This is a genomic window from Halorubrum sp. SS7, assembly GCF_005435055.1.
In the GTDB taxonomy this organism is placed as follows: Archaea; Halobacteriota; Halobacteria; order Halobacteriales; family Haloferacaceae; genus Halorubrum; species Halorubrum salinarum.
In genome coordinates, this window is record NZ_SGXV01000010.1 from 49,012 (window position 1) to 74,834 (window position 25,823).

A 25,823-nucleotide genomic window follows, 5' to 3' on the forward strand; every position below is an offset into this window, starting at 1 on the left:
TGATAAAATATCTATAGGGTTGACAAGCTATACATTCTCTACAAAATTCATTCGAGAAACCAATCCTCGATCACCAGATATCAAGTTCATCATAGTCTATTGTAGCTGCGGCAGATGTTGGTTACACTGCGATTGACTTGCTGAAATCATCTGAATCTGATAAAAACGGCGTGCGAGATACAGAGGATGTACACAGCACAGCGATACCGTCGGAAAAACTCGGGTCGCCACATGGGATGCCACGGTGCCGTACAGACAATCAGTTCACGCTCTTCGAGAGCTCAGCCCCCGCCTTGAATTTCACATCATCCGACGCACTCGCAGCGTCTACCAAGTGTAACACCGGCGCATCCCCCGCCACGTGCGTCAGGGCCACCCGACCACCACCGCCTCCTCCAGACCGAGACCGAAGAAAGTCACTCATCACAGGATCCTCAGGGTCAAACGAGTCCGCTGAGAACACTCTCGCTTTGACCAACTCATCGACCGTTCCTGAGTCCATTCGCGCCCCCCGACGAGCACGCTCACTCAGCCCTGCTCGTGTCACTAAGTCACTGAGCCCATCTCTATCAGCGTCAGCAGAGTAATCGAAGCAGCACTCAATACCAACCACCTGCGCCGCCCCAGCCATCGATAACACCGTCGTCGAATTCTCGTACAACGCAGCATCGTCGATAATCCACCCGCCTGAGTAGATGAGCTGCCCGTCGCTTAGCCCTCGACTCAAGTATATGAGGGCCGGAATCGACTCCGGACACCCTGGTGGCTGGACCATCACCTGCGCTACTGTCAGGTTGAGCAATCGACCCTGCTGAGCAAGTTCAACAGGCACATCATCCATTTTCTTTGCCCACGCATCCAACCCGTCCGGCTCGAACGGCTTATCCTCAACCGGGCACACCACGACAGACACACCAGCGTCAGCAGACGGTGGAGAGTTCGTCACAACAACGTGACCGTCAGTAGTGCGCTCAGCAACGAGTCCACCGCCCGTCGCCACAGGCCCCGTCATCTCCGCAACGAAGTGGGGTGTTTCCCCGCACACCGCACCCGGGGACACAGTGGAACTGACATCGTCACAATCACCGCTCTCATCCGGGCCAGCATACTCTGAATTCCCCCACGAGTACACCTTACCCTCACCATCGGACCGACCCGTCAGGTAGGCGAAGAGCCGCTCCGGCGTCACCGCGTCCTCGATACTGCCGTTTCCACCCGGAACCTCAGCATCAGGCAAACACACCGAGAACCGTTCCGCAACAACAGGCTTCTGCTCAAGATATCTGAAAAGCTCCGCCTGCTCTCCCGGACTGAACGACCCTGCTGGGTCAAACCCGACTGGTGGAAGCAAGTAATCTCCGACGAGGATATCGTTCCCGTCACCACCACTGTCAAGACCGAAAGCCTCCCACTCGTTGTCCTGAGCGTATTCTTGCGCTCGGACAACGTCTGTCTCCCTATCTGCGACGTTCGCCAGTGCCGCGACACAGGACTCGTCTGAACATCGCTCCAGCACTGCCCGCATCTCGGCCAGCACTGCTTCCATGTCACCTAACGCCTCAGTAATCTCTTTCTCCGTCTCCGGATTCCGCCCTGTCCGCGCACTCCGCTTCGAAATTGCTGTCGCAGCCGCAGTCGTCGCCTCTTCGAGCTGTGCGTCAAGCCGCGAGACGCGCCGGAACGTCTCATCGTCTTCGTCGATATCGTCGTCGATGATATCGCTGGGGCCTGCGATACTCCGATTACTTCGGGGCGAGTTGTAGTCCTCACCGCGAACGTCGTCGTCAACACCATCGGCATCCTCATCCCCGTCAGGAGCCCGGGTTTTTGATTTGTTACTCCGAGAGTTGTTGTAGTTCGCCGCGGTGAGCGCGGTCGAAGTTACCCACCCTTCCAACTCAACTCGCCCAGCAAGCGTCGGAGTCAACCGAGCGACGTGCGGTTCGCCAAAGATCTCGTCTTCGGACGTGAGTGTGACCTCCGTTTCATCGTCATTCCAATCCGCACCTGCGAACACTGCCGCAGGCGACGACCCTGTGTTCGTGACTGACGACGCGACTTGGCTCAGACAGCCACTTAGCGCGCCGATTGCGACGGCGCCGCTTGCTGTGAGTAACGCCCGTCTGCTTGTGGTAGCACGTCGCATGCTGTCTGCGTGACTATCACGTCGTCGTGAATTCATAATCGCGCAGTAGAGGTGATGTGTTAGTATAAATCTTCTTATACTTGCGGTATTCGTATGAATTAGCGTGCGGTGGATTCGCGCCCTGTATTCATTACAGAATATTCTATCAATTTGCGGACAGTAGTGTTTCATTGAGTTCGGGAAGAGCCTTGTAGATTTGATTTTACTGTTCAGAAAACCCCCGTTTCCTGAACACCTTGCCCGGTACACAATCCGCTTATCTGTAGAAGATCGTTGATGGCTTGCCTTCTTGCGGTGTGAAGAATTTCTCACGAGTTCACGGGCTACTTCGAGGGGAGAGGGAGCATCTGACACTGTTTGGGAGCTGATCCGGTTGTTGAAACCGGCCCAGCAGTGCTCCTTCGCTTCAAAATTAGAGACTCTGTGACTTATAGCTCAGGCGAGCGAGGCGAAAGTACTGTTCCGGGACAGCAGCGTGACCGTAGGTCCCGCAGGGGTTGAGGTCGGAGTCTCCAGCTTGTATTATGCTGATCCGCCGACCCACTATTCGTCGGCCTGCTCCTTCTCCCTCACGAGATTGGGAGCTTCGAAGTCCACGACCTCGTCGATATCTGTAGTGACCCAGATCAAGAAGCGGTTTTCGGATTTGACGATTCCATTAACCCCTTCGCCATTAACGGTTGTTGCTTGATCCACGTCTTCTGGAGCCACGTCGCGGACTTGGAACAGTTCATCAACCATCCAGCCGACGGCACCGCTCCCATCGGTCTCGTCGTCGTCGAACACCACAATCCGTTCGCGGGGTCCTTTCTCGTCGATCGAAAAGAGTGTCTTCGGATCAACAATCGTTGTCGTACGTCCTCGCAGGTCCATTACGCCTTCAACGTGGTCAGGGGAATTAGGGATCCGCGTGAGCTTGCCGGCGTCAACGATTTCGTCGATGATCCCGATATCCAGACAGTACGTCCCGTTGCCCAAGCCAAACTCCAGCACTTTGGTGGGTTCAGCTTCAGTTTTTGTGACTGACATAAAGAGTCTGTGGTGAAGATACAAATAACTGTACCCCTAAAATTATTAGCTTTGATTGCCAGACCCGTAAAATCGTCTTGACTCCCACTCTTCTTGTGGAGGTTGTTGGCACGGATTCCCTTTATAAACCTCACTCAGTAGGTAGTCGGCAGAGCTACTGTGGTACGAGATATCTCACAGAAGTGGTGTATCTCGAAATCGCAAGAACTCTCTCCATCAACAATGTGCTATACAAGAACAAATCAAACATGATAATCCTCAGAAAGTGTTATAGAACTGGTGGCAAAGTAACAGGTAATGACTCTCGTTTCGGAACAACAGATTCAGGTTCTCCACGTTGACGATGAGCCGTCTCTTACAGACCTGACTGCGACGTTTCTCGAACGTGAGGATGATAAATTCACTGTTGAGACAGCAAACAGCGGTAACGAGGTTCTAGAACGGGTTGATAGTCACCTACCCGACTGTATTGTCTCGGACTACAACATGCCCGGCATGGATGGCTTAGAACTCTTACAAGGTGTCCGTGAGAACAATCCAGACCTCCCGTTCATTCTCTTTACCGGCAAGGGCAGTGAAGAGGTAGCCAGTGAGGCGATCTCCGCCGATGTAACAGACTATCTTCAGAAGGGAACAGGTTCAGAGACGTACGAACTCTTGACCAACCGAATTCGGAACGCGGTCAACACCCGACGTGAGGCCGAGCGCGCTGACAGACAGGAAGAACTGATGCGCCTGACAGAGTTTGCGGGCAACACCGGCGGGTTCGAATTCGACAGAGAGAGTGGTAGGGTCTTGCTGACCGTTGGTGCCCGTCGAATTATCGAGCGTCCCAACCTGACTGAAATCCCTGTTGAAGAGGCGATAGAATTGTTCCACCCGGATGACCGCGAAGAAGTTCAGCAGGCACTCGAGAAGGGTTTCGAAGCAGGTGATAAACTACGAGACACGTGGCGACTCCATCCAGGCGGCAGCGACGAGCGTCTCTTGGACGTTACGATCACTCCAGTCGTGGAATCTGGAGAGCAGGTAACGAAGCTCCGTGGGGCAGTCAACGACATCACTGAGAAAAAAACACGTGAACGACAGTTAACCGAACTGAACCGGGCTACACAGGCACTCCTAGAGGCAGAAACCAGACAAGAGGTCGCTGATATTGGCGTTGAGGCTGCCAGTGATATCCTCAATTTCAAGGCAAATGCTATCCACATCTCCGAAGCTGACGACACTCAGCTGGTTCCCGTGGCACAGACGGATGATCTAAACTCGCTCATCGGAAATATACAACCACTTCCTGTGACGGACAGTATCGCGGGACGAGTCTACCGCGACGGCGAACCAGCAGTAATAGCAGATGTACAGCAAGATTCGGACAGCCACAACACCGGAACTGATCTCGCTGGTCACTTGTATCTGCCACTTGCTGACCATGGGGTACTGATCGCTGGCTCCGAGAAGCGAGCAGCCTTCGATCAACAGGACACCGCGCTCGGAGAACTACTGGCAGGGAGTCTCATAGCAGCGCTTAATCGCGTCGAACACGAGCAGACTACTCGCCAACGACAGCAGGAACTCGGGCTGTTATTCGAGGAATCCCCACTTGGGGCCGTCCAGTGGGACAACACATTCCGATTCGAACGGCTGAACGCACGGGCTGAAGAAATCCTTGGACATGGTGAGCAAGAGATACGCGGCGAACCATGGAAAACGATTGTCGCCGCCGATGACCATGACAAAATTGGCACTGTCGTCGAGAGCCTCCTCAATGCCAATGGCGGAGAACACGCACTCAATCGGAACGTCCGAAAGGACGGCGAAGTATTCACCGGTGAGTGGCACAACCGTGTTGTTACCAACGCAGAAGGGGACGTACAGTCGGTCTTTTCAAAGTTTCAGGACGTCACCGAGCGCGAGAACCGCAAGCGAGGATTAGAAGAGTACGAAACGATCATTGAAGCACTGACCGACGCAGTGTACGTGATTGACGAAGAGGGACGATTCACCTACGTCAACGACGAGTTCGTCAAGTTAGTCGGCTACGACCGGGAAACTATCTTTGGGAACACACCGTCGCTCATCAAAGACGAGGAGGCTGTCGAACAGGCAGAACACCAGTTGGGACGGTTGTTGTCAAGTGATGGCCCGGAAACGCTCACATTCGAAGTGACGGTGTACCCGCGGGAGGGTGACCCGATTGTCTGTGAAGATCAAATGGGCGTTCTCCCGTACGGAGGCGACCAATTCAACGGCTCAGTTGGAACACTCCGAGATGTGACCCAGCGGAAAAAACGTGAACAGGAGTTACAGGAGTTAAAAAACCAGTACGAGACACTAGCCAAGAATTTCCCGGACGGTGCGGTATTCCTCATCAACACGGATCTCGAATACGTACGCGCCGGTGGCAGAGAACTGGGCAACATTGGCCTACCTCCCGACGATATCGAGGGTCGGAAATCACACGATCTGTTCCCAGAAGACATCGCGAATGAACTCTGTCACTATTACGAGGAAACGCTGAATGGGAATGCCAGCACGTTCGGACAGGAGTACGGGGGCAGGCAATACCGAATTCAGACCGCCCCTGTTCGGACCAACAACAATGAGATCGAGTACGTGATGGCAGTCTCACAGAATGTCACCGAGGAAGTCGAGAACAAACGGGAACTCGAACGTCAGAACGAGCGACTTGAGGGGTTTGCCAGCATTGTCAGCCACGATTTAAGAAATCCGCTTCAAGTGGCTATCGGACGGTTAGAACTGATTCGTGAGGAGTGCGAGAGTGACCACATTGAGGGTGTTGCCCAGGCACTCGATCGGATCGGCGCGCTCATAGAAGACTTACTAACACTGGCACGAGAGGGTGAGAAGATTGATGAGCCCGAACCAGTTGGACTTGCCGACATAGCCAAGGACAGTTGGCAAACCGTTGGTACGGGACAGGCAGCACTCGAAACTAATGTCTCTCAGGTTGTCAAGGCCGATCAGAGCCGTCTTCAGCAACTATTTGAGAATCTCTATCGTAACGCAGTCGAACATAACGACGAAAACGTGACAGTATCCGTCGGTACAGTAGAGAACGGCTTCTACGTGGCGGATACCGGAACCGGTATCCCAGGGAGTGACCGCGAGGAAATCTTTGAGGCGGGCTACTCGACCAATGAGGAGGGGACCGGCTTCGGCCTGCGGATCGTCGAGCAAATTGCCAGCACTTACGAGTGGGAGATTACTGTGGCCGAGAGTGAACAGGGTGGTACACGGTTCGAATTTACTGGTCTCGAAGTTGTAGAGTGAGTTCTGGACTTTGGTGGAGAAAGTGAATCGCCTCGGGGTATTCGCTTTGTCCGCCTATAAAAGACAAGACTAGCGCACGGTCACAGCAACAAACTACTTGAATACTAAGTGTAATATGCTATTATGACAGGTCAGCGATTGTCTACGGGTATTAGTGGGTTAGACGATATATTAGATGGCGGTCTTATTCATCCGCGAAACGTGCTTATACGCGGGTCGCCTGGTTCAGGGAAGACAATTTTCGGCTTACACTTTCTTTCAGCGGGGATAGACGCCGGCGAGACGTCTCTATACGTCAACATGGGTGAGCCGCAGGCGTACGTTGAAGAAACCGCTGATGCATTCGATCTTCATACCGAGCAAATTCACTTCCATAATATTTCGCCGACAGAAGAACAGTTCTCAGAGCGTAACTCCTACAGCGTCTTTGAGTCAGCGGAAGTCGAACAGCCGGACTTCATCGCGGAACTCCGTGAGAAGATTGATGAGATTGAACCAGATCGCGTGTTACTGGACCCAATCACAGAATTCAGGCATCTTACAACTGACGAGCGGCAATTCCGGTCTGGAATCCTTGGTCTCCTTGATTATCTCAAAGAAATTGGCGCGATGGGCATGTTAACGTCTCAATCTGGGGGGCCAATCAAAGACTATGATATCCAATTTCTTGTTGATACTGTCATTTCTCTTGATGTAACTTCTGAGAGCCGGATGGTCACTGTCTCTAAGTTCCGAGGGTCATCGTTCCGACGTGGAGATCATTTCTACGATATTTCTACAGCGGGACTGGAAGTTTGGCCGGAGCTCGTACCCGATACGCAGAAACAAGCGATCGACGCGGAACCGCTGTCGTCTGGCGTGGACGAACTCGATGAGTTGCTCTATGGCGGCTTAGATCAGGGCACGATAACAATGCTTAGTGGGCCAACCGGTGTCGGTAAGACGACGACTGGGCTTCAGTTTCTCATTCAAGCAGCACTTGCGGGCAAACAGAGCGTATTATTCCAGTTCGAAGAAGCAGAATGGACCATTCGTGATCGCGCAAAAGCAATTGGGCTTCCACTTCAGGCTGCGCTGGAAAGCGGTGAACTCTCTATTGTCGAGGTCTCTCCCGATGAGTACACGGTTGGTGAATTTGAGCAACTCCTCCGGGAGGCCGTTACCGACGGGACTGAGGTTGTGATGATTGATGGGTCACAAGGCTTCCAAGAAAATCTCCGTGGACTTGCTGACACGACGAGTGCGTTGGTGCGGATCGGTCGATTCCTCCGGTCTGCCAGTATCACTACCCTGCTCATTAATGAAGTCCACAATATCACCGGGGACTTCCAAGCGTCTGAAGAGCGGACGAGCAACCTTGCCGATAATATTGTCTTCCTGCGTCACGTCGAGTACCGCGGCGAGATGCGGAAAGTGATTGGGACACTGAAAATGCGAACAAGCGACTTCGAACGCAGCCTCCGCGAACTTGAGATTACGGCCGACGGAATACGCGTCGGGGAGCCTCTCCCGCAACTTCGGGGCATTCTGACTGGGACGCCCGACTGGAACGAGGATGCTGGCGGTACCGATCGCGACGTGGCTGATACCGACCAAGTGTAGCCTTCGCGTGACACACGCACTCAATACAAGCCCACGATCAAATCTCATGTCCACGAACGAACAGCCGTCCTACCAAGAGACAGCCGACGAAGCAAAGCGCGTCTTGCTGCTGGTTAGTGACCAAGGGAACCGACGTGTCCTCACAGAGTGGCTAACCAAACATGACCAATATACGATTGTTGAGAGCGTAGATATCGCTGAGGCGGCGTTCGACTGCTGTCTCGTCGACAAGACAGCCCTCAATGAGCACCGCTCGGAACTGCTCACACGAAAGCAACATGAGCAGGTTGTGCTGCCGTACCTGTTGTTGGTCCCTGAGGCAAAGCACCGCCAGATCTGTAATCGTCTCCGCGAGACACACCCGGAGCTGTGGGATGCTATCGATGGGCTGATCGATATGCCACTCGCAGAACACAGACTTGGCGAACAACTAGAGATGGCTCTCCGCCTGCGAGACCAGTCGACTGTCGCGTTCAACCGACGTGAGCAACTCCGCCAAATCCGCGACCGACACGCCGGTCACGGAGTATTGATCACCGACGTCGACGGAACAATTGAGTACGTCAATAGAGGTTTTGAGTCACAATCAGGGTATACAAGTGAGGAAGTCGTCGGAAATACCCCGCGGATGCTCAAATCTGGTGAACATGATGAGGCGTTCTATGAAGAGCTGTGGAAGACTATCACCGCCGGTGAGACGTGGCATGGCACGGTTGTCAACAGACGCAAAGACGGCGAGAGGTATATTGTCCAACAAACAATTGCTCCGGTTGAAAACCCAAATAGTGATATCACACAGTTCATCGCCGTTAATCACGAAATTACTGATCTCCGAGATCTCCAAGAACGTCTTCGTGAGCAACGTGAGCAACTCGACGTGTTGAACAGAGTTCTCCGTCATGATATCCGAAATGATATGAACGTCATTGTTTCGTGGGGAGAAATGCTTGAAAATGAGCTCTCTTCGGACGGTAAAGAGAAACTTGACCGGGTCCTCCGGGCAGGAAATCATGTTATCGAACTCACAAACGTTGCCCGTGACCTATCAGCACTCATTCACGGTGATGAAACGCCAGATCTCAAGCCGATCTCACTTCGACAACTCCTCACTGAAGAACTCGAAAAGCGTCGGGAGACGTTTTCCGACGCAGAAATTACGATGCCAGACCCACCCGATCAAGAAACGCGGGTACTGGCAAATGAGTTGCTCTCGTCAGTGTTTCGGAACCTTGTCAACAATGCGGTCCAACACAATCAAAGACCAGATCCGAAGGTAGTCATCACCGTTGAAGAGATGGATGACACCGTCCGTGTCAGAGTGGCTGACAACGGACCAGGAATTCCAGCCGACGTCCGAAAAGATCTGTTTCAAGAAGGTCAGAAGGGACTAGAGAGCGGGGGGACCGGAATGGGTTTGTTCCTCGTTGATAATCTTCTTGAGAGTTACGATGGAAAAGTCTGGATCGCGGATTGCAGTGAGGATGAATTGCCCAGAGAAGCAACTGAGACGGATCAACCTGGCGTAGCCTTTGTTGTTGAGTTACAGACGACTGAGGCTACAAACAATAGCGAGGGGGGCGATCGATGAACGATACACTTTCTGTAAATGACTTCTCTGATGATGTTACTGACCAAGCGGCCTTGTTCCCTTTACTCTCTGATAAAGGAGATCGGCGGCTGATTGTTGAGTGGATTGAATCCCACGATAGCTACACGCTTGTCGATCCTGACCAGCCAGTCGAAACAGCGACATTCGATTGTTGTATCGTTGATGGGGAGATGTTACAGACGCATGCTGAAACGCTCCGAGCTCGGAAACGAAAGGCTGAGCCCGCTCTCTTGCCATGCCTTCTGCTCATTCCGGGAGCAGACCTCTCCGTTATTGAAACCGATCGTGGTGAGATTGCCGACAGCGTTGTGTTCGAAACCGCTGACGAAGTGGTTTCGATGCCGATCAAAAAGGCTGAATTAGAATGGCGGGTAGAGGCACTTACGAGGCTGCGAACCCAATCACTGCGTCTCAAAAAACGGACGGAGACGCTGGAACTATTCAAACAAGCGGTTGAATCCTCTGGTCACGCCATCTGGATGTCCGACGCGACAGGAACGATCAAGTACGTCAACTCAGAGTTCGAATCGATTACGGGTTACAGTCGGACTGAAGCTGTCGGTGAGTCACCAGAGCTTATCAGTTCTGGAGCGATGACCGACGACTACTACAGTGATCTTTGGGAGACGATCACCGCTGGCGACACGTGGCATGAAGAAATTACAAACCAACGACGAGACGGCTCCCAGTACGTCGCAGATCAAACTATCGCGCCAATTGTCGAAGATGGTGAGCCGAAAGCCTTCGTCGCAGTCCAAAGAGATATCACCGAGCGCAAAGAGATTGAGCAACGGCTCTCCTTATATCGTGATATTGTTGAGCGGCTTGAGGATCCAATTATGCTCCAGAGCTGTGAGGGAGAGTTTCGACTGGTTAACGACGCACTGTGCTCGTTTGCCGGGCTCTCAAGGGATGAATTACTCGGCGATGGTGAATACGAGTTTATGGACGCAGCCACTGCCACAGAGATTGCCCGGCAGAAACAGCGTGTAATCGAGACCGAACAGCCAGTCGAATACAGTGTTGAGCCGACGTTCACACATACTGACAAGGAGGCGGTCTTCTACACGAGCCGGTACCCCTACTATGAGGATGGAGAACTCACAGGCACAGTTGCGATCTGTCGGGATGTCACCAATCTCGACAAGCGGACGCGACAGTTGAAAGTCTTCGACAATATTTTGCGCCATAATATTCGCAACGATGTGAATGTAATCCGTGGTCGAGGCAAGCAGCTTCAAGATGAACTCGATGGTGACCTCAAGGCTGCTGCCGATGTTATTGTTGAGCGAGCTAACGGCCTGTTGACGACGAGCGAGAAGTCACGAAAGATTACTGACGGCCTCAGTGATCCACGCGACCCGGCCCCGGTAGACCTCGGACAGGTAGTTCGAAATCTTGCGGAAGAGACGGGTCAAAAATGGTCTAACGCAAGTATCGATGTTTCGGCCCCGGCTCAACTTGTTGTCTCTGCGTCTGACTCGATTGATACCGCTATCGAAGAGCTACTGATTAACGCTGTAGTCCACAACGACAGCGACGAACCACGTGTATCTGTTGACCTTACTGTTGACAGTTCATGGGGTATCCTCCGCGTGCGAGACAATGGTCCGGGTATTCCGGAGTTTGACAGAAACGTTCTTGAATCGGGCGGTGCTATCGAGACACTCTCTCACGGCAGCGGACTCGGATTGTGGCTCGTCTATTGGACCATCACTCACTCTGGCGGAAAGATTCGTGTTGACGACCGCGAGCAAGGTGGGACCGAGATTACGATTAGGCTCCCGTTAGCAGCTGAGAAGTGACTTCTTCTACTCCTTTAACAAGTAATTTTACCGGCTGTGCTCCCATTTGTTTGATATGACCAACTCGCCTGGCGAGACGATTGAGGCTCTACATGACGTTGCGACCAGACTTCAATCTCAGGATACGACTGAGAGTGTCTGTGATTTAACGGTTAGTGCCGCATCAGATATTCTGGATTTTAATCTTTGTACTATCTTGATTCGCGATGGCGAGTGGCTCGTTCCGCGCGGCACATCAAAAGATGCTCCAGCAGACGGAAGTCGTCAGATGCGTCTTGACCAAGGATTAGCAGGCAAAACATATCAGACCGGAGAGTCGCAGCTTGTTAACACAATAGAACCGGATGACAATACGGACCCCGCGAAGCCGGACTATCGGTCAGGCATAAGTGTTCCAATCGACGACCACGGTGTTTTTCAGGCGGTTAGTACGACTGAGTCTGCGTTTACCGTAGACGATATTGAGTTAGCTGAGCTACTTGTGAGTCACTCAAAAACAGCTCTTGATCGCATCGAAAGAGAGCAAGAACTGAAACAGCAAATTGAACGTCTAGATCGGTTTGCCTCAGTAGTCAGCCACGACCTCCGCAACCCACTGAATATCGCTCAAGGATACCTCGAAACCGTTCGTGAGAAGGAAGATAGTGAGCCTCTTCGAAAGGTCGCCGCTGCTCATGAACGAATGGACCACTTGATTGACGACATGTTAACTTTTGCACGAATCGGAACAGAGGCGCTCAATCTGGAGACTGTAGAGTTAGCACAACTCACTGAAGAAAGTTGGTCGAGTGTTGATCAACAGAACGCCACGTTATCTATTGACACAGAGCAATATATCAGCGCAGATCGGACGCGTCTTCGTCAGTTGTTGGAGAATATTTTGTCAAACGCAGTGATGTATGGTGGGTCAGATGTTTTTGTGAGGGTCGGGGAACTTGAAGATGGCTTCTATATTGAAGATGATGGCCCCGGTATTCCAGCTACAGATCGCACGGCTGTATTTGAGGCGGGATACTCTCCGGGTACGGAAGGTACTGGATTTGGATTAAGTATTGTTAAGCAGGTTACTGAAGCACATGGGTGGGACATTCGTATTACCGAAGGAAGTGACAACGGTACACGATTCGAGATTACTAAGATTGACATTATTTCTCAGTGACACCCCCGCACAGGGTGATACAGCAAGGGACACGTATCGAGAGAGCCTCTAAGATATTGTCTTAACGTACGAGATTGAGATCGTTAGAAGATCGGAACACCATTCTCACCGTCGTTCCCCGTGGCTCATTATCGTTAAATTGGAGTACTCCACCAGCCTGTTCAACAATCGCTTTCACGAGCCATAGTCCAAGACCAGACCCATGAAGAACAGGCTGAATCGTTTCTTCACCAGTCCGTATATCGCGCTCCTCATCCGGAATACCCGGCCCGCTGTCACTCACTTCGAGATACGATGCATCACTATCTGACCAGACCCGAATCGAAACTGACGCTTGGTCACGGTCTGAATGGATAACCGCGTTTTCGATAAGTTCTTCGACCGCTGTTTCGATCGTTCCGTTTGGAACGCTGACTGGCTCATTCGACGTTTCCAGCGTAATGTCTGCCTCAGGGAATTCTGTTTGAGTGTTTGATACTGCGTATTCGGCTGACTGTGTAAGATCGGTTGACTCAGCCGTTCGCGACTTCGAGAGAACTTTTGTGACCTGCCGTATTTTCCCAGCCATATCAATCAACTTCTGACTGTGCTCCGAGACTGTTTCAGCGGTGTTCACAACTTCGGGGTCAGTTGTCTGTTGTTCAATCAGCTCTGCGCTCCCCTTCACAACGTTCATCGTATTCTTTATGTTATGACGGAGCACCCGGTCAAGAACCTGAAGCTGCTGCTCACGTTGTCTAACCTCGCTAAGATCATGAACCGACCCCACTACACCGGTAACCGCTCCATCGTCGTCCCACAACGGCGAAAGAACAGCCCGAACGAAGCGCTGTCGTTCACCCGTATTGGCCTCAGTTTCGAGTTCCAAAACAACTGATTCTCCATCCAGCGCTTGTTTTATTACGGGCTCAATCTTCTCAGCAGTACTTTTTTCAACGATCGAATCAATTTGTGTCCCCCGCACTCGGCCCGAATCAAGTCCATAAAACTGCCGAAAGTCCTCGTTAGCGAATATAAGTCGCTCTGATGAGTCAATACAGAAAATCCACGTAGGCGACGCCTCGACTGCCGATTTGTATTGTCGGAGCCGCTCCCGTTTCTCTTTGTCTTCTGTGATATCCCGGTGAAAACCGGCGAATTCGCTGATTGTACCCTCTGTGTCGGTAATAGGAGCAAACGTTTCTTTTGTCCAGAATTCCGGTCGATCATCGTGGTTGTCACAGCGCTCGATGGTCACTGATTCACCTTCTTCGACGGCTCTCTGGACCGTTGCGGCCATTTCCGAATCTTTGCCATCACAGAACAGCGCTGTGAGGTCAGACCGATCCTCCAGATCGTTCTGCGCTAGTTCGTCGAACCGATCGTTTGCGTACACGAGCGGGTCGTCTTCCTGATGTAAATCGAATATTGTGATTCCAATCGGTGCTTTATCCATCACTCTGGATTTGCGATGGAGTTCGCGGCGTGTCCGCTCGGATGCCGTCACTTCAGTATACACGTATGCTCGGTGCGCGCCCACCCGCTCGCTCGGTAACCCCGTCTCAACCACCCGGTAATACCGAGTTTCACCGTCAGCTTCCCACTCGAAGATCGGATCGTCTCGAACCGTACACTCGTACAGTCTCGGCGCAGTGTCAGCGAAACTCGTTTCACCGGCCCCGCGGAGCTCATCGAATGTCTCAGCGGCGGTGGGGCTTATGTGTCTGATTTCTCCATCGGCGTCAACGATAACCGTTGCTTCGTTGAGATGTGTAAGCACCTGTTTTCGCCAGAACCGTGGAATCGGGCGAAACGTCTCATTCAAAAACACGAAGCTTCCCAACGCGAAAACGGCCATTCCAAGAGGAGCATAGCTCGTCTCGACAAACTGCGCCGGGACGCGCCCCAGTCCGATAGCGACGTCCACTACTGCTGGGACGGCTGTGAGGACTACAACGATCCCGAGCCGCCAGTCTTTGATGCGAGAGGTGGTCACGGCTTCGATCAGCCAGATCGTTGCAACCCCGACCGACAGGTATGCCGCCCCGGAGATCAACCAATAGGTAACACCGGGATTAAACGCAAGGTGCGCGAACGGTTCGGTTGAGACATAGGTAGTGAAGTAGAGATTATACGTGGGGTTAGTGAGTTTGATAGCGATAGCGACGAGGTACAGCCCAACCGCAAGACGCCGCAGTGCGGGGCGCCGGTGGTATTCGTGACCTGCGTACGCCGACGCAAAGTATAGCCACGCGCCAATACTAGCAAGTCCAACAATTAACCCGATGATTCGTAACCATATGGCTGCTGAAACCCAACTGATCGCGAACTGTATCGCAGTTGTCGCTGTCCACCCACCAGCCAGAACGAACACTGACACAAGTCCAAGGCGTGTATCACGCTCGGCGATATCGGTTGCTCGCCAAGCCCCATAACCCGAAATGAGCGTCGCGAAAGCGAAAACCGCGATATACGCCGCCCGTGCTACCTCCATACATATCTCATTTTATCTATTATAAAATGTGTTATGGTGGTCGCAAGATTCTTTTGTGTCATTACTATTGGAATTCTACGACTCAAAATATCTCCCAACAGTAGGGGAGAGGAGTCAAATCAGTTACTTCCCTCAGACGACACATTGCCTCCATCCGCGGCCATCTGAGACTGTGTGTTTGCCTGAACTGTCGTTTCTTGTTGTGTTTCGAACCCAGTCACCTGATCGTTGAGATCATCAGCCAGCGTCGAGAGTTCTTGAATCGTTTCGGTCGTTTCCGCGAGTGACGACGTCTGCTCCTCGGTCGCCGCCGAAACGTTGCTCGCCTCCGCGGCGGTCTGTTCACTCACACTTGCCACCTCATCTACCACCGAGACGACCTCCTCTGTCGAGGCGGCCTGGTCATCCGTCGCGTCACTAATTTCTCGGATGCCGCTCTCAGACTCCTGTACTGCGTCCGCGATCTCATCAAACATCTCAATTGTACTCTCGATCGTTTCCGACCCGCGCTCAACGCGCTCGCTCATCTCCTCCATTCCCGCAACTGTTTCCGTTGTACTTTCTTGCGCAGTCTCAATCCGCTCTTCTACAGCAGTCGTCGCTTTTCCTGCTTCCTCTGCGAGCGATTTGACTTCAGAGGCTACAACACCGAACCCCTCTCCAGCTTCTCCAGCACGCGCTGCCTCTATCGACGCGTTCAGGGCCAGAATGTTTGTTTTCTCCGCGATTCCGGAGATCATCTCTACAATCTCTCCAATCTCGTCCATATCCTCTTCGAGAGCCTCGACTTGTGCGGCCGCCTCGTCGGCTTGTTCCTCTATCGACTCAATTTCTTCAGTCGCCTCCGATGCGTACTCACGCCCTTCATTCCCCTGTTCAACTGCCGTCCCCGCAGTTGCAGCCACTTGATCTGCCGAAGACGCAATCTCTTCGACCGTAGCGGACATGTCGTTCATCTCGTTAGCGAATTCTTGCAGATTTTCACTCTGCGTGTCTGCTCCGTGTGAGATCTCCTCGACCGACCCGGCAACCTCTTCACTTGCTTCCTTGACTTCTTCCGTGTTTTGCGCAACAACATCACTTGAAGTGGCGACGTTCTCAACAATTTCTTTAACACTACCAACACTATCACTAAGGCGGTCTATTCCATTTTCTAAGTTAGACAGCACGTCGCCGTACGCTCCTGGGTAGTCGGTATCGATGTCTTGCGCGAGTTGACCCTGCTCTAACCGGTCGCTCGCAGTCGATATTTGCTCGAAACTGTTCGACAGCTGGGTCGTCCCCACCGCGAGATCATCAAGCACGGCACCGTACTGCCCGGGGCGGTTTGTGTTGACGTCGTCATCGAGCACACCCTGCTGAAGATCGCTACTAACGCTCTGAATTTGCTCGAAACTTGCCGCGAGCTCGCCGGCACCCGTTTCAAGATTAGTTATTGTCTCACCGTACGTTCCGGGGTATTGGGATTCAAACTCCCAGTTGAGGTCCCCCTGTTTGAGCCCTTCACTTGCGGTTCCAATCTGGGAAAACACCCCCTCAAGGTTTTCCTGCATCTTGGTGTACGCCTCGACCATCCGCCCGATTTCATCATTCTCGACGTGCTGATCTACCTCCTTATCGAGTTCTCCGTTACTGATCGCGGTGAGCCCGTTCGATAGCTGCTTGATTGGTGGTGTGATGCGCCCGGCGACGAACAGGCCGATCATAATCGCCACGATGAACGCTCCGATGGTCAGCCCAAGAACTTCCAACTGTGCGGTTTGTGTGGTACTGTCGGCTGCAACAACCGATGCTTCTTTGTCTTCGATAGCTGCCTGCTCGAGCGTCTGCGCGGAGTCCTTGGTATCTGTGACGATTGCGTCTAACTCATCACTCTTGACCTGTGCTTGCTCCATATCACCGGCTTCTAAGGCTGTAAACAGTTCCTGAGCGATCGTCGAGTACTGTTCGTGTTGCCCCTGTAATTCTTCGAACTCTGCTTGTTCTGCTTCGCTCAGCTCTTGCTGTTGTAGCTTGGCGGAGTATTCGTCGAATCTCCGACCTGCTGCTTCAAATTTTGACTGCTCTCCTTCTTCGCCGAGGAGTGCGGCGTGTACAGCGACTTGTTGCTCTTCGATGGCTACGAGCATGTTTAGCGAAGCATCGATTTTGTCGCCGTCTTCAGAGATGACGTGTGCCTCTTCATCGACGTTTCCAACGGCTTGGTATCCAATTGCGCCGGTGACGCCCACCAGTAGCGCCACTAAGACGAATGCGATGATGAGTTTCGGCCGAAGGTCCAACCGGTCGATCGCAATCTTATTCAGCATATCTGAGATTGTATGTCTGTTTGATAAGTAGTTACGTACCTAGATATTGTCTGTGATATTCAAGAAGGGTAGTTTCCCAAGAAAATTGGGGCAATGAAATGTGTGTCTACAGATAAGCAAGGCGAGTGCCTCGGGGCTTGACCCCGAGGGTGAAGCCGACACTTAGATGTGTTCTGTTAGTTCGATGTACCGTTCAATCGTCTCTGTTGAGACGGTTCCCGCAGTCCCAATGTAGTACGACCGCTCCCAGAACCTACCGCCCCACAAATACTCCTCCAAGAACGACTCGTGCTGTTCCCACATCTTTCGGGCCGTGACGCTTTTGACCGTCCGAACAATCTCGCTCGGTGCGTGCTTTGGGTGAGCAGAGAGGAACAGATGCACGTGGTCTGGTGAGATGTGGAGCGACAGTATCTCGTAGTCGTACTCGTCGCACACGCCCCGGAGACTCGTCTCCAACGAGTCCTCAATCGGTTCGAGTATCGAGTGACGGTACTTCGGACACCACACGAAGTGGTAGTTGACGTTATACATCGTGTGGTTCGACCGCTTCTCACCCATACCGAACCCACTCCACCAACACAGTTAAGTATATCCAAAGGATATACTCAGGTATGGTGAATCGCTTTGAAATCGACGGCGAGGAAGTTCTCGACGGTGAGGTCAAACCGTTCGGGAATAGTGCCCACGTCACCGTCCCCAAACGCTGGCGTGGTGCGGACGTGAAGGTTGTCCGGACCTCAGAACCTATCGAACAAGACGAAGAATGAACAACCCGCAGGGCCTCGTCAAGACGCTGGATTTCCAACTCGACATCCAGAGCGACAACGAGGGCCTGCTGTACGACGCCACACTCGAAGCCCGTCGGGTGTACAACGAGACCATCCGATTCGCTAAGGATGGTGTGGACTGGAACTCGATTTCCCCACGCCTCGAAGACGACGCCGACCTCGTGAAGAACACGACTCAACGAATCGTGGCCAAGGCACTCGGGGCGATGGAGAACTACTACGAGTACGACGACTTCGGGAAACCCAGTCACACCAAGGACGGCACCTACCCGCTCCGAGCGAACTACGAGGAGGGGTACAACCTGTCACTCACCGACGACGGCGACGTGGCGTTCCGCATCAGCGCGGCACCCTACAAGCACGTCAAGGGCGTCCTCGAAGGAAGTGACGCCCACCTTGACCTCCTCAAGACTGCGCTCACTGGTGACGAGTGGAAGGTCTCAACGTCGGAGACGCTGTGGCGTGACGGTGAGCCAGAACTTCACGTTAACATCCGCAACACCAAGCAGACCGTTCGAGACAAGCAGGACTCACGGATGGTTGTCGGCGTGGACGTGAATGAGGACAACGTGGCTCTCACCGCACTCTCAACGGATGGTGTCGAAGATACGTTGGTCATCGACTTCCCCGAAATCAAGTTCGAGCGCCATCGGTACTTCACGATGCGGAAGCGCGTCCAGAACGCGGGGAAAGACAGTATGCACGATACGCTGGAAGGGCGTGAGGAACGGTTCGTCCGCGACCGACTCCACAAGGTGTCTCGGCACATCGTGGAGTGGAGCCAACAGTTCGAGAGGTCGTGCATCGTCTTTGAAGACCTCAAAGAGATGCGCGACAGTATCGACTACGGCACGCGGATGAACCGACGCTTGCACCATCTCCCGTTCCGCGCCCTACAGTTCTATACGTCGTACAAGGCGTCATTCGAGGGCATCCCGACTGGTTGGATTAATCCCGAGTACACGAGCCAACGGTGTCCGATGTGCGGGCATACGGAGCGAGCGAACCGCAACAAAAAGCGATTCAAGTGCAAGGACTGTGAGCATCAAGACCACAGCGACCGTGGTGCAAGCGTCAACATCGCCGTGAAAGGTATCGAGAAGCATCAGGACTGGAATGTGCCTGCTCTCAACAGCCTTCCCCAAGTTCGGAAGGTGCGACGGCAGGCATCGGGGGCCGTGGACGCCCCGACCGCAACCCACTCGTCCGTTCGAGACGACCGTGACCCATCTCGGGGTATGGCGTCGAGGACGGTGGGAGTGTCAGACTAACCTGCGGGAAGACAGAAGCCTCGGGGCTTGACCCCGAGGCGGTTCACTTCTGTAGAAAGTGTAGTTCTCATATCACAAATCATCCAACAGGTTAATGTGCTCCTATTTCGATAACTATATATGAATATTACCGACCAATCAAGCAGCGAGGTTAATTCGTTAGCCTTCGCTGAAACTATTGGCGGCGCGAGATCGAGTGAAATAGTTGTTGATAACCTACTGTTGCTAGCTCAGTCATTTCTTTCTAACTCGGCGGTTGCTTTCTACAGAAATGGTACTGAATCAGATTTAGCTACAGAACTTAGCCCACAAAAAACTACAGATAACTTTGGAAATGTTAGGGAAGAAACCGTGTCAGTATCAGTTGTACGCTCTGTTATTGAGAGAGGTCAATCACAGCGGCGTACTGACTTGGAAACAAAGAGCCTCAGTGAAAGTAAGGAATGTGCCCCAGCAGACGTCTTTCTACCTGTAGGTAAGCATGGCGTATTACGAGTTGAAATGTTGAATGAAGACCATGTCCCCAGCGGTGATCTTTCGCGACTGACTCAGGCTACATCTGCGGCTACAGCAGCACTTGACCGACTGATCCAAAATAACGGAGCAGATGAGGACGAACAACAGCGTACAGTCGAATTTGATGCGGACTCACTCGATCAAGTCTATCAGCCTAAAACAACTACAGATAGTCACGAGACAATCGTCACCCAACTACTCTCACTTGGTCAGGATTACGTTGGACTCGACACTGGAATTCTTACGAAAGTAGAGAACTCAACAATCGAGATTGAGTACACGGTTGGTTCGACGACCGAGCGCGAAAAAGAGACGACATACGATATTTCGGATCAGCTGTGTGAAGCCACACTCAATCAAGATCTTCTCGAATCCATATCGTTCGCCGACGCGTCTGTGGAGGATTACGGAACGCATCCAGCGTCTGAGAACAGCGTCGCGTATATCGGCGTGCCAGTCTTTGTTGATGGAGAACTATACGGAACGATCAACTTTACGAGTAGCGAGCCGCGGTCAGAGACGTTTGACCGCGACGAACACGAGTTTGCCAACCTTCTCGCACAGCGGATTGGGATTGAAATCGAACACCAGAACCAACTCTTAGACGTCGAACGGTACGAGACCATTCTTCAAGCAGTTGATGACCCAGTATATGCGCTCGATGCTAATGGAAAATTCACATTCGTCAACGATGCCGCAGAGCGAGAGTTCGGGTACGGAGAGGACGTGATCGGTGTAGACCCATCAGTCGGGATGGATGAGAACGACATCGCTCATATCCAATCGCAGATTGATGATCTAATTACGACCGATCAGCGGTCAAAACGATCGGAATTCGAACTTAAATCGCGTAACGGCGAGCCTAAGATTGTCGAGAACCGGATCGCATTAATTGGCGAAAATGAATTCCGTGGAACAGCTGGTGTCCTTCGAGATGTCACCAGTAGAAAAGAACGAGAGCGGCAGTTGGCCTCGTTTCAAAGGGCAATTGAGCAAGGTGCTGATGGCGTCGCTATTCTGGACGACGAGGAGTACGTCTATGTTGATGACACTCATGTCGAGATGTATGGGTTCGACAACAAAGACCAGTTAATTGGGTCAACGTGGCACACGCTGTACGACGATTCTGAGATTTCTCGGCTCGAAGCAGAAGCCCTCCCAGCAGTTGAGTCCGACGGTTACTGGCGCGGACAGGTCACAGGTCAACGTCCGGACGGAACGACTTTCCCGACTGAAATCTCCCTAACTCTGATCGATGATGGTCGGATTGTGTGTACTGCTCGCGACGAGACCGAGCAACGACGTCAACAGCGTGAGCTCAAACTCTTCCAGCAGGCTATTGAACAAGCGGCTGATGGCGTCGCAGTTCTTAAAGATGACAAATACACGTACATCGACAAGACACATATTGAGATGTACGGCTTCGAGAGTAAGGAGGAGCTGCTTGGAGACTCTTGGCGCAGACTGTACGATGACGCAGAGATCGAACGGTTCGAAACCGAGGTCTTCCCAGCTCTCGAAGCTGACGGGCACTGGCGTGGGCCGGTCACGGGTACCCAGCCTGATGGAACGACGTTCCCTGCTGAACTCTCTCTGACAATCATCGACGATGGTCGCCTCGTCTGTACTGTCCGGGACGAAACGGACCGCAAAGAACGCGAGCGTGAACTGGAACTGAAAGAGCGGGCGATGGACGAAGCCACTGTTGCCATCCAGATCGCTGACGCAACAAAAGACGACAATCCGTTAGTGTACGTTAATGACGGGTTCGAACAAATAACTGGATACGAGCCAGAGGAGGTAATCGGCCAAAATCCACGGTTTCTCCAGGGTGACGACACCGACCCAGAAAGTAAACAGAGGCTACGCGAAGCGATTAGCCGAGAAGAACCGGTCTCACTTGACATTCAAAACTATCGAAAAGACGGGACACCGTACTGGAGTCAGCTCTCGATCACACCCGTTACAGACAAACACGGTACTGTCGAGAACTACATCGGTATCCAGCAGGATATTACTGAACGCAGAGAGCGCGAACAGAAATTGCTTGCAGAGCGCGAGCGATTCCGATTATTGATTGAAAGCGTTGACGAGTATGCTTTCCTCGCCATCAATGAAGACGGGCAGATCCAGACGTGGAACGAGAGCGCCAAACAGCTGTTCGGATACACTGATGAATCGGCACTTGGGATGGACGTCGCTACACTCCACCCGCCTGCTGATCGAAAGTCAAAGATCCCAGAGAGACTGCTTCAGCAGGCCAAAGTCGCTGGGAAGAGCTCTCACGAAGGATGGCGAGTGACAGCTGATGGGGACCAGTTCTATGCTGATACACGGTACGTCCGGCTCGAGAACGACGAGGGGACGTCTCATGGGTACGCGCAGATTGTCCGGGACATGACTGAGCGACGCCAGCAGCGGCGTCGTACTGAGCGGTTCGTTGAAGAGTCTGAGGACGTGATCGCAATCGTCGGGACAGACGGGACGTTTAGCTACGTTAGCGGCTCAGCACAAGCAGTTCTTGCGTATGATCCAAATGAGATGGTCGGTGAGAATATCTTCGATTACGTCTATGAAACTGAACGCGAGCAGTTGATGCAGACGTTTTTCGCTACTGTCGAAAGCACGGATGCTGACCAGCAGGCAGAATGTCGCTTCAAATCGGGTAACGACGACTGGCTCAATATTGAGTTACAGTGCCGGAATATGTTGGACGACGACGCTATCGACGGAATGCTGCTGTACCTCCGAGACGTTACCGACAGTAAACAGCGTGCACGCCGATTTGAGAGTATCTTCAATCAGACGTTCCAGTTTGCGGGGTTGTTGGAACCTGACGGAACGGTTATCGAGGTGAACGACAGTGAAATAATACCCGCTAGCGATCAAAGTGACGGAATAGCTGGAGATCTATTCCACGAAACGCCCTTCTGGGTGCACTCAGAGACAGTACAAAATAAAGTACAGGATGCGATCACTCAAGCCCGAAAGGGTGAGACCGTTCGATTCAAAACGGAGATGCAAGACGCGTCCGGTCTCGCGACGGTTGACCTCTCGATAAAACCGGTCATAACGGGTGAAGGAGATATTTCTGTGCTTGTCGCAGAGGGTCGCGACATTACCGACCAACAGCACCGACGCCAGCATATTGATGTCATCCACCGGGTGATGCGGCACAACATGCGAAATGACCTATCAAAACTTCGTGGCTGGGCACAGCAAATGAGTGAGGAGCCAGAGCCGAGCACGCGTGCCGAACACCTCGCAACGCTCGAACGGATATTTGACAAGTGGGAGTCAATGACTGATCGTGTAAAACAGATACGCCAAGCATCTCGACAATCAAACAAAGTAGCTGGTGTTAATCCCGGGTCACTAATTGAGGACGCTGTGGCTCCAATCAACGAACAGTACCCCACCGCGACTATTTCAACTGACATATCAGTTGACGCGTCAACACAAGTGCCGGCGATACTGCTTGACGCTGTCCGAGAACTTGTGGAGAACGCAGCTAAGGCTGATACTGACGCTACGATTAATGTTGAGGTCACCCCGGCTGAAAACGAGTGGGTTGAACTCCGTGTCTGCGACGACGGACCCGGTCTCCCAGAAATCGAGGCTCATGCCCTCGAGACTGGGAACGAAACCGACCTTGATCATGGGCAGGGCCTTGGACTGTGGATGGTTCGGATGATCACCACACAGATAGGCGGAGATATCTCGGTTGAACTGAATGAGAAGGGAACGGAAATCAACCTCCACATTCCTACTAAATGACGAAAAAGTATTACATGTACAAATTCTAGAGTGAGCAACAAGCAATATCCGGGTGCGCCTACAGTAGTATGTATGTCTAGACTGCGAGGATCAGCCGCGGTCATGACACTTGGTGGTCTGCTATTGACCCTATCCGTTAGCCACCATGTACGAGAGATTGCTGTACTCTCTACTCAACTTGGACCGATGATCGCACTATTTTTAGACGGGAGCCTCAGTCTCGGATTAATATACGCAGGATACTGGCTTCGTCAAAGAAATCTGACCGCTACTACCGAATGGTCTGTTGGTATTTGGACGATTTTTGGTGGTCTTGTAGGAGCTACGATTGCAGGAATAACACTTACAGTCGAGGTAATTGAGGGTCGGCCGCTCGTAGAACCACAGTTTAGGCTGTTAGTTTCCGCGGGTGGTGGGGCGTTAGTACTGTTTACTGCCGGATACTACGCAGCCCGCCAACAAACGCTCAATCACCGATACGAAACCCTGTTCAATAACACGATTCAGATAACTGGTCTCTTACGATTAGACGGAAGCATCATCGAGATCAACGACACCGCACTGGAATTTGGTGGTCTTGAGCGTGATAACGTCGTTAATGAGCAGTTCGACGAGATCTCGTGGTGGACGCACTCTGAAGAGGTCAAAAAAGGTATTCAAGATGCGATAGCACAAGCAAGAGATGGTGGGTTTGTTCGTTACGAAACTGAAGCGAGGGGAGCTGATGGTCTTAGAACTATTGAGGTTTCAGTGAAGCCAGTCACTAATGAGAACGGTAAGGTCATACAGCTCATCGTAGCTGGCTACGACATAACTGACAAACAACGGCAGAGAGAACACCTTCGAGTTCTCCACCGTCTGATGCGTCATAACATGCGAAATGATTTGATGAAAGTAAATGGCTGGACACAAATGGCTGCGACAGCGGTTTCTCGTGAAGAGCGCATGTCTCACGCAAATAGAGTTAAGAATATCTTGGATTCATGAGAAAAAATGACAGGTGAACTGAAAGAAGTCCAAAAGTTGATCGAATCAGAATCCGGAAAGCCAGATCATAAGCTTCCAGGTGATTTCTTACCAGATATCGTTGAGTCCCAACAATCTAAACATCCTGAAGCAGATATCTCGTTGACACTAGACGCTCCATTCACCGGACGCATCCCAGTGTATGTACAGAAAGCAATCATCGAAGCAATTGATAATGCCGTGGCGGCAAGCACCGAAGAGACGCCAACAGTAGGTGTGACCGTAGCTAACACCGATAACAATTGGATCAAAATTACGATTGCGGATGATGGGCCCGGAATACCACCAGCAGAGGCTGCGGTATTAGAGACAGGCCAAGAATCAGCATTAATGCACGGTAGCGCCCTTGGAATCTGGAAAATTCGGATGGCAGTCAAGCAAGCGGGCGGCAACATCTCTGTGGATGATCTCAGTAACGGGACCGCACTTCAGTTTCAACTCCCAAGCAGAGGTCAACAACAACAATCTCTTGCCAGAGTGTGATTGTGGGACCCTTCGACGCAGTCGCTGGAACGTGTCACGTCTACTCGGTGAACTACCCCACCCTACTCGCTCCCGCTGGTCGCTCCTTGAGGAAGGGGGCTTACCGCCTGTATTCTGCTAACCCCACTCCCTACTGCGCTACTTCGTCGCTTCAATTTCTGCGTTGCTCCTTGAAAAAGGGGGATTAGCGCCTAATTCCACCTTAGCATTCTCGCCGGTTAAAATACGAGTTCTTAGCTTCGTGGATTCCCTTTTGAGCTCGGTAGAGTACTTTCGACAAAAGGTACTCCCGAGTCTCGCCACGGATGGCGGCGATAGGGATAACGGCTGGTTGGCACAGCCAGCGGTTCACCTGTTTGACCGCAGCGAGGGCAGTTTCGCCCCGCGAGAACAGGTCGTGAACTGCGAACCGTAATATCCCAACTCAGCGGTGCGGTGCCGTGGGATTCCCGCGTCTTCAGGCGTGGGAGGATGTCAATTAGTCTGAGGACCGGCTAGATCTGGACGAGTCTTGTATCAACCTCACAGTAGATGGA

The 25,823-nt window shown here is 52.3% G+C and carries 15 protein-coding genes and 1 pseudogene; 11 read left to right on the plus strand and 5 right to left on the minus strand.

Annotated features, from left to right (window positions below):
• Positions 1-259: 259 nt before the first annotated feature.
• Complete coding sequence (locus EXE44_RS21385; RefSeq protein WP_241991816.1) at positions 260-2,017, minus strand: hypothetical protein; 1,758 nt, start codon at positions 2,015-2,017, stop codon at positions 260-262.
• A gap of 672 nt (positions 2,018-2,689) precedes the next feature.
• Positions 2,690-3,175 (minus strand): chemotaxis protein CheW, encoded by a 486-nt coding sequence (locus EXE44_RS10965; protein ID WP_137694925.1) that lies wholly within the window; start codon positions 3,173-3,175, stop codon positions 2,690-2,692.
• Between the two features lie 297 nt (positions 3,176-3,472).
• Between EXE44_RS10965 and EXE44_RS10970 the strand changes: the two genes are divergently transcribed.
• The 5 genes from EXE44_RS10970 (at position 3,473) to EXE44_RS10990 (ending at position 12,641) form a co-directional block, all read left to right on the plus strand.
• On the plus strand, positions 3,473-6,466 hold the full coding sequence (locus tag EXE44_RS10970; protein WP_137717166.1) for a PAS domain S-box protein: 2,994 nt from the start codon (positions 3,473-3,475) through the stop codon (positions 6,464-6,466).
• Between the two features lie 123 nt (positions 6,467-6,589).
• Positions 6,590-8,068 (plus strand): ATPase domain-containing protein, encoded by a 1,479-nt coding sequence (locus EXE44_RS10975; RefSeq protein WP_137717167.1) that lies wholly within the window; start codon positions 6,590-6,592, stop codon positions 8,066-8,068.
• A gap of 46 nt (positions 8,069-8,114) precedes the next feature.
• Positions 8,115-9,656 carry a PAS domain S-box protein gene (locus EXE44_RS10980; RefSeq protein WP_158293450.1) on the plus strand — a complete coding sequence of 514 codons (1,542 nt, stop codon included), beginning with the start codon at positions 8,115-8,117 and terminating at the stop codon, positions 9,654-9,656.
• The gene (locus EXE44_RS10985) at positions 9,653-11,482 is read left to right on the plus strand and encodes a PAS domain S-box protein (protein ID WP_137717169.1); all 1,830 of its coding nucleotides are present in this window, start codon (positions 9,653-9,655) and stop codon (positions 11,480-11,482) included. Before EXE44_RS10980 ends, EXE44_RS10985 begins: the two co-directional genes overlap by 4 nt.
• Before the next feature lie 55 nt (positions 11,483-11,537).
• The gene (locus tag EXE44_RS10990) at positions 11,538-12,641 is read left to right on the plus strand and encodes a GAF domain-containing sensor histidine kinase (protein ID WP_137717170.1); all 1,104 of its coding nucleotides are present in this window, start codon (positions 11,538-11,540) and stop codon (positions 12,639-12,641) included.
• Between the two features lie 61 nt (positions 12,642-12,702).
• On the opposite strand, the gene EXE44_RS10995 is transcribed toward EXE44_RS10990, so the two are convergent.
• The 3 genes from EXE44_RS10995 to tnpA all read right to left on the minus strand — a co-directional run bounded on the left by EXE44_RS10995 (position 12,703) and on the right by tnpA (position 17,984).
• Positions 12,703-15,114, minus strand: coding sequence for a PAS domain-containing protein (locus EXE44_RS10995; protein WP_137717171.1), 2,412 nt, complete (start codon positions 15,112-15,114; stop codon positions 12,703-12,705).
• A 119-nt stretch (positions 15,115-15,233) separates the two neighbouring features.
• A complete protein-coding gene (locus EXE44_RS11000; RefSeq protein WP_137717172.1) occupies positions 15,234-17,423 on the minus strand; it encodes a methyl-accepting chemotaxis protein in 2,190 nt (729 codons plus the stop codon).
• 162 nt (positions 17,424-17,585) lie between these two features.
• Positions 17,586-17,984, minus strand: a complete 399-nt coding sequence (gene tnpA / locus EXE44_RS11005; protein ID WP_137717173.1) for an IS200/IS605 family transposase — start codon at positions 17,982-17,984, stop codon at positions 17,586-17,588.
• Positions 17,985-18,037: 53 nt separating this feature from the next.
• Between tnpA and EXE44_RS11010 the strand changes: the two genes are divergently transcribed.
• From EXE44_RS11010 to EXE44_RS21390, 6 genes and pseudogenes are all read left to right on the plus strand, one after another.
• Positions 18,038-18,193 carry a DUF2080 family transposase-associated protein gene (locus EXE44_RS11010; protein WP_137695126.1) on the plus strand — a complete coding sequence of 52 codons (156 nt, stop codon included), beginning with the start codon at positions 18,038-18,040 and terminating at the stop codon, positions 18,191-18,193.
• A complete protein-coding gene (locus tag EXE44_RS11015; protein WP_137717174.1) occupies positions 18,190-19,485 on the plus strand; it encodes an RNA-guided endonuclease TnpB family protein in 1,296 nt (431 codons plus the stop codon). Before EXE44_RS11010 ends, EXE44_RS11015 begins: the two co-directional genes overlap by 4 nt.
• A gap of 120 nt (positions 19,486-19,605) precedes the next feature.
• Positions 19,606-23,778: a PAS domain S-box protein gene (locus EXE44_RS11020; RefSeq protein WP_137717175.1), complete on the plus strand. Its 4,173-nt coding sequence runs from the start codon at positions 19,606-19,608 to the stop codon at positions 23,776-23,778.
• A gap of 102 nt (positions 23,779-23,880) precedes the next feature.
• A complete protein-coding gene (locus EXE44_RS11025) occupies positions 23,881-24,765 on the plus strand; it encodes a PAS domain S-box protein (RefSeq protein WP_158293451.1) in 885 nt (294 codons plus the stop codon).
• Positions 24,766-24,771: 6 nt separating this feature from the next.
• Positions 24,772-25,287, plus strand: coding sequence for a sensor histidine kinase KdpD (locus tag EXE44_RS11030; RefSeq protein ID WP_137706897.1), 516 nt, complete (start codon positions 24,772-24,774; stop codon positions 25,285-25,287).
• 265 nt (positions 25,288-25,552) lie between these two features.
• Positions 25,553-25,702 (plus strand): annotated as a pseudogene (locus EXE44_RS21390) (RNA-guided endonuclease TnpB family protein); the annotation flags it as partial.
• Positions 25,703-25,823 lie beyond the last annotated feature (121 nt).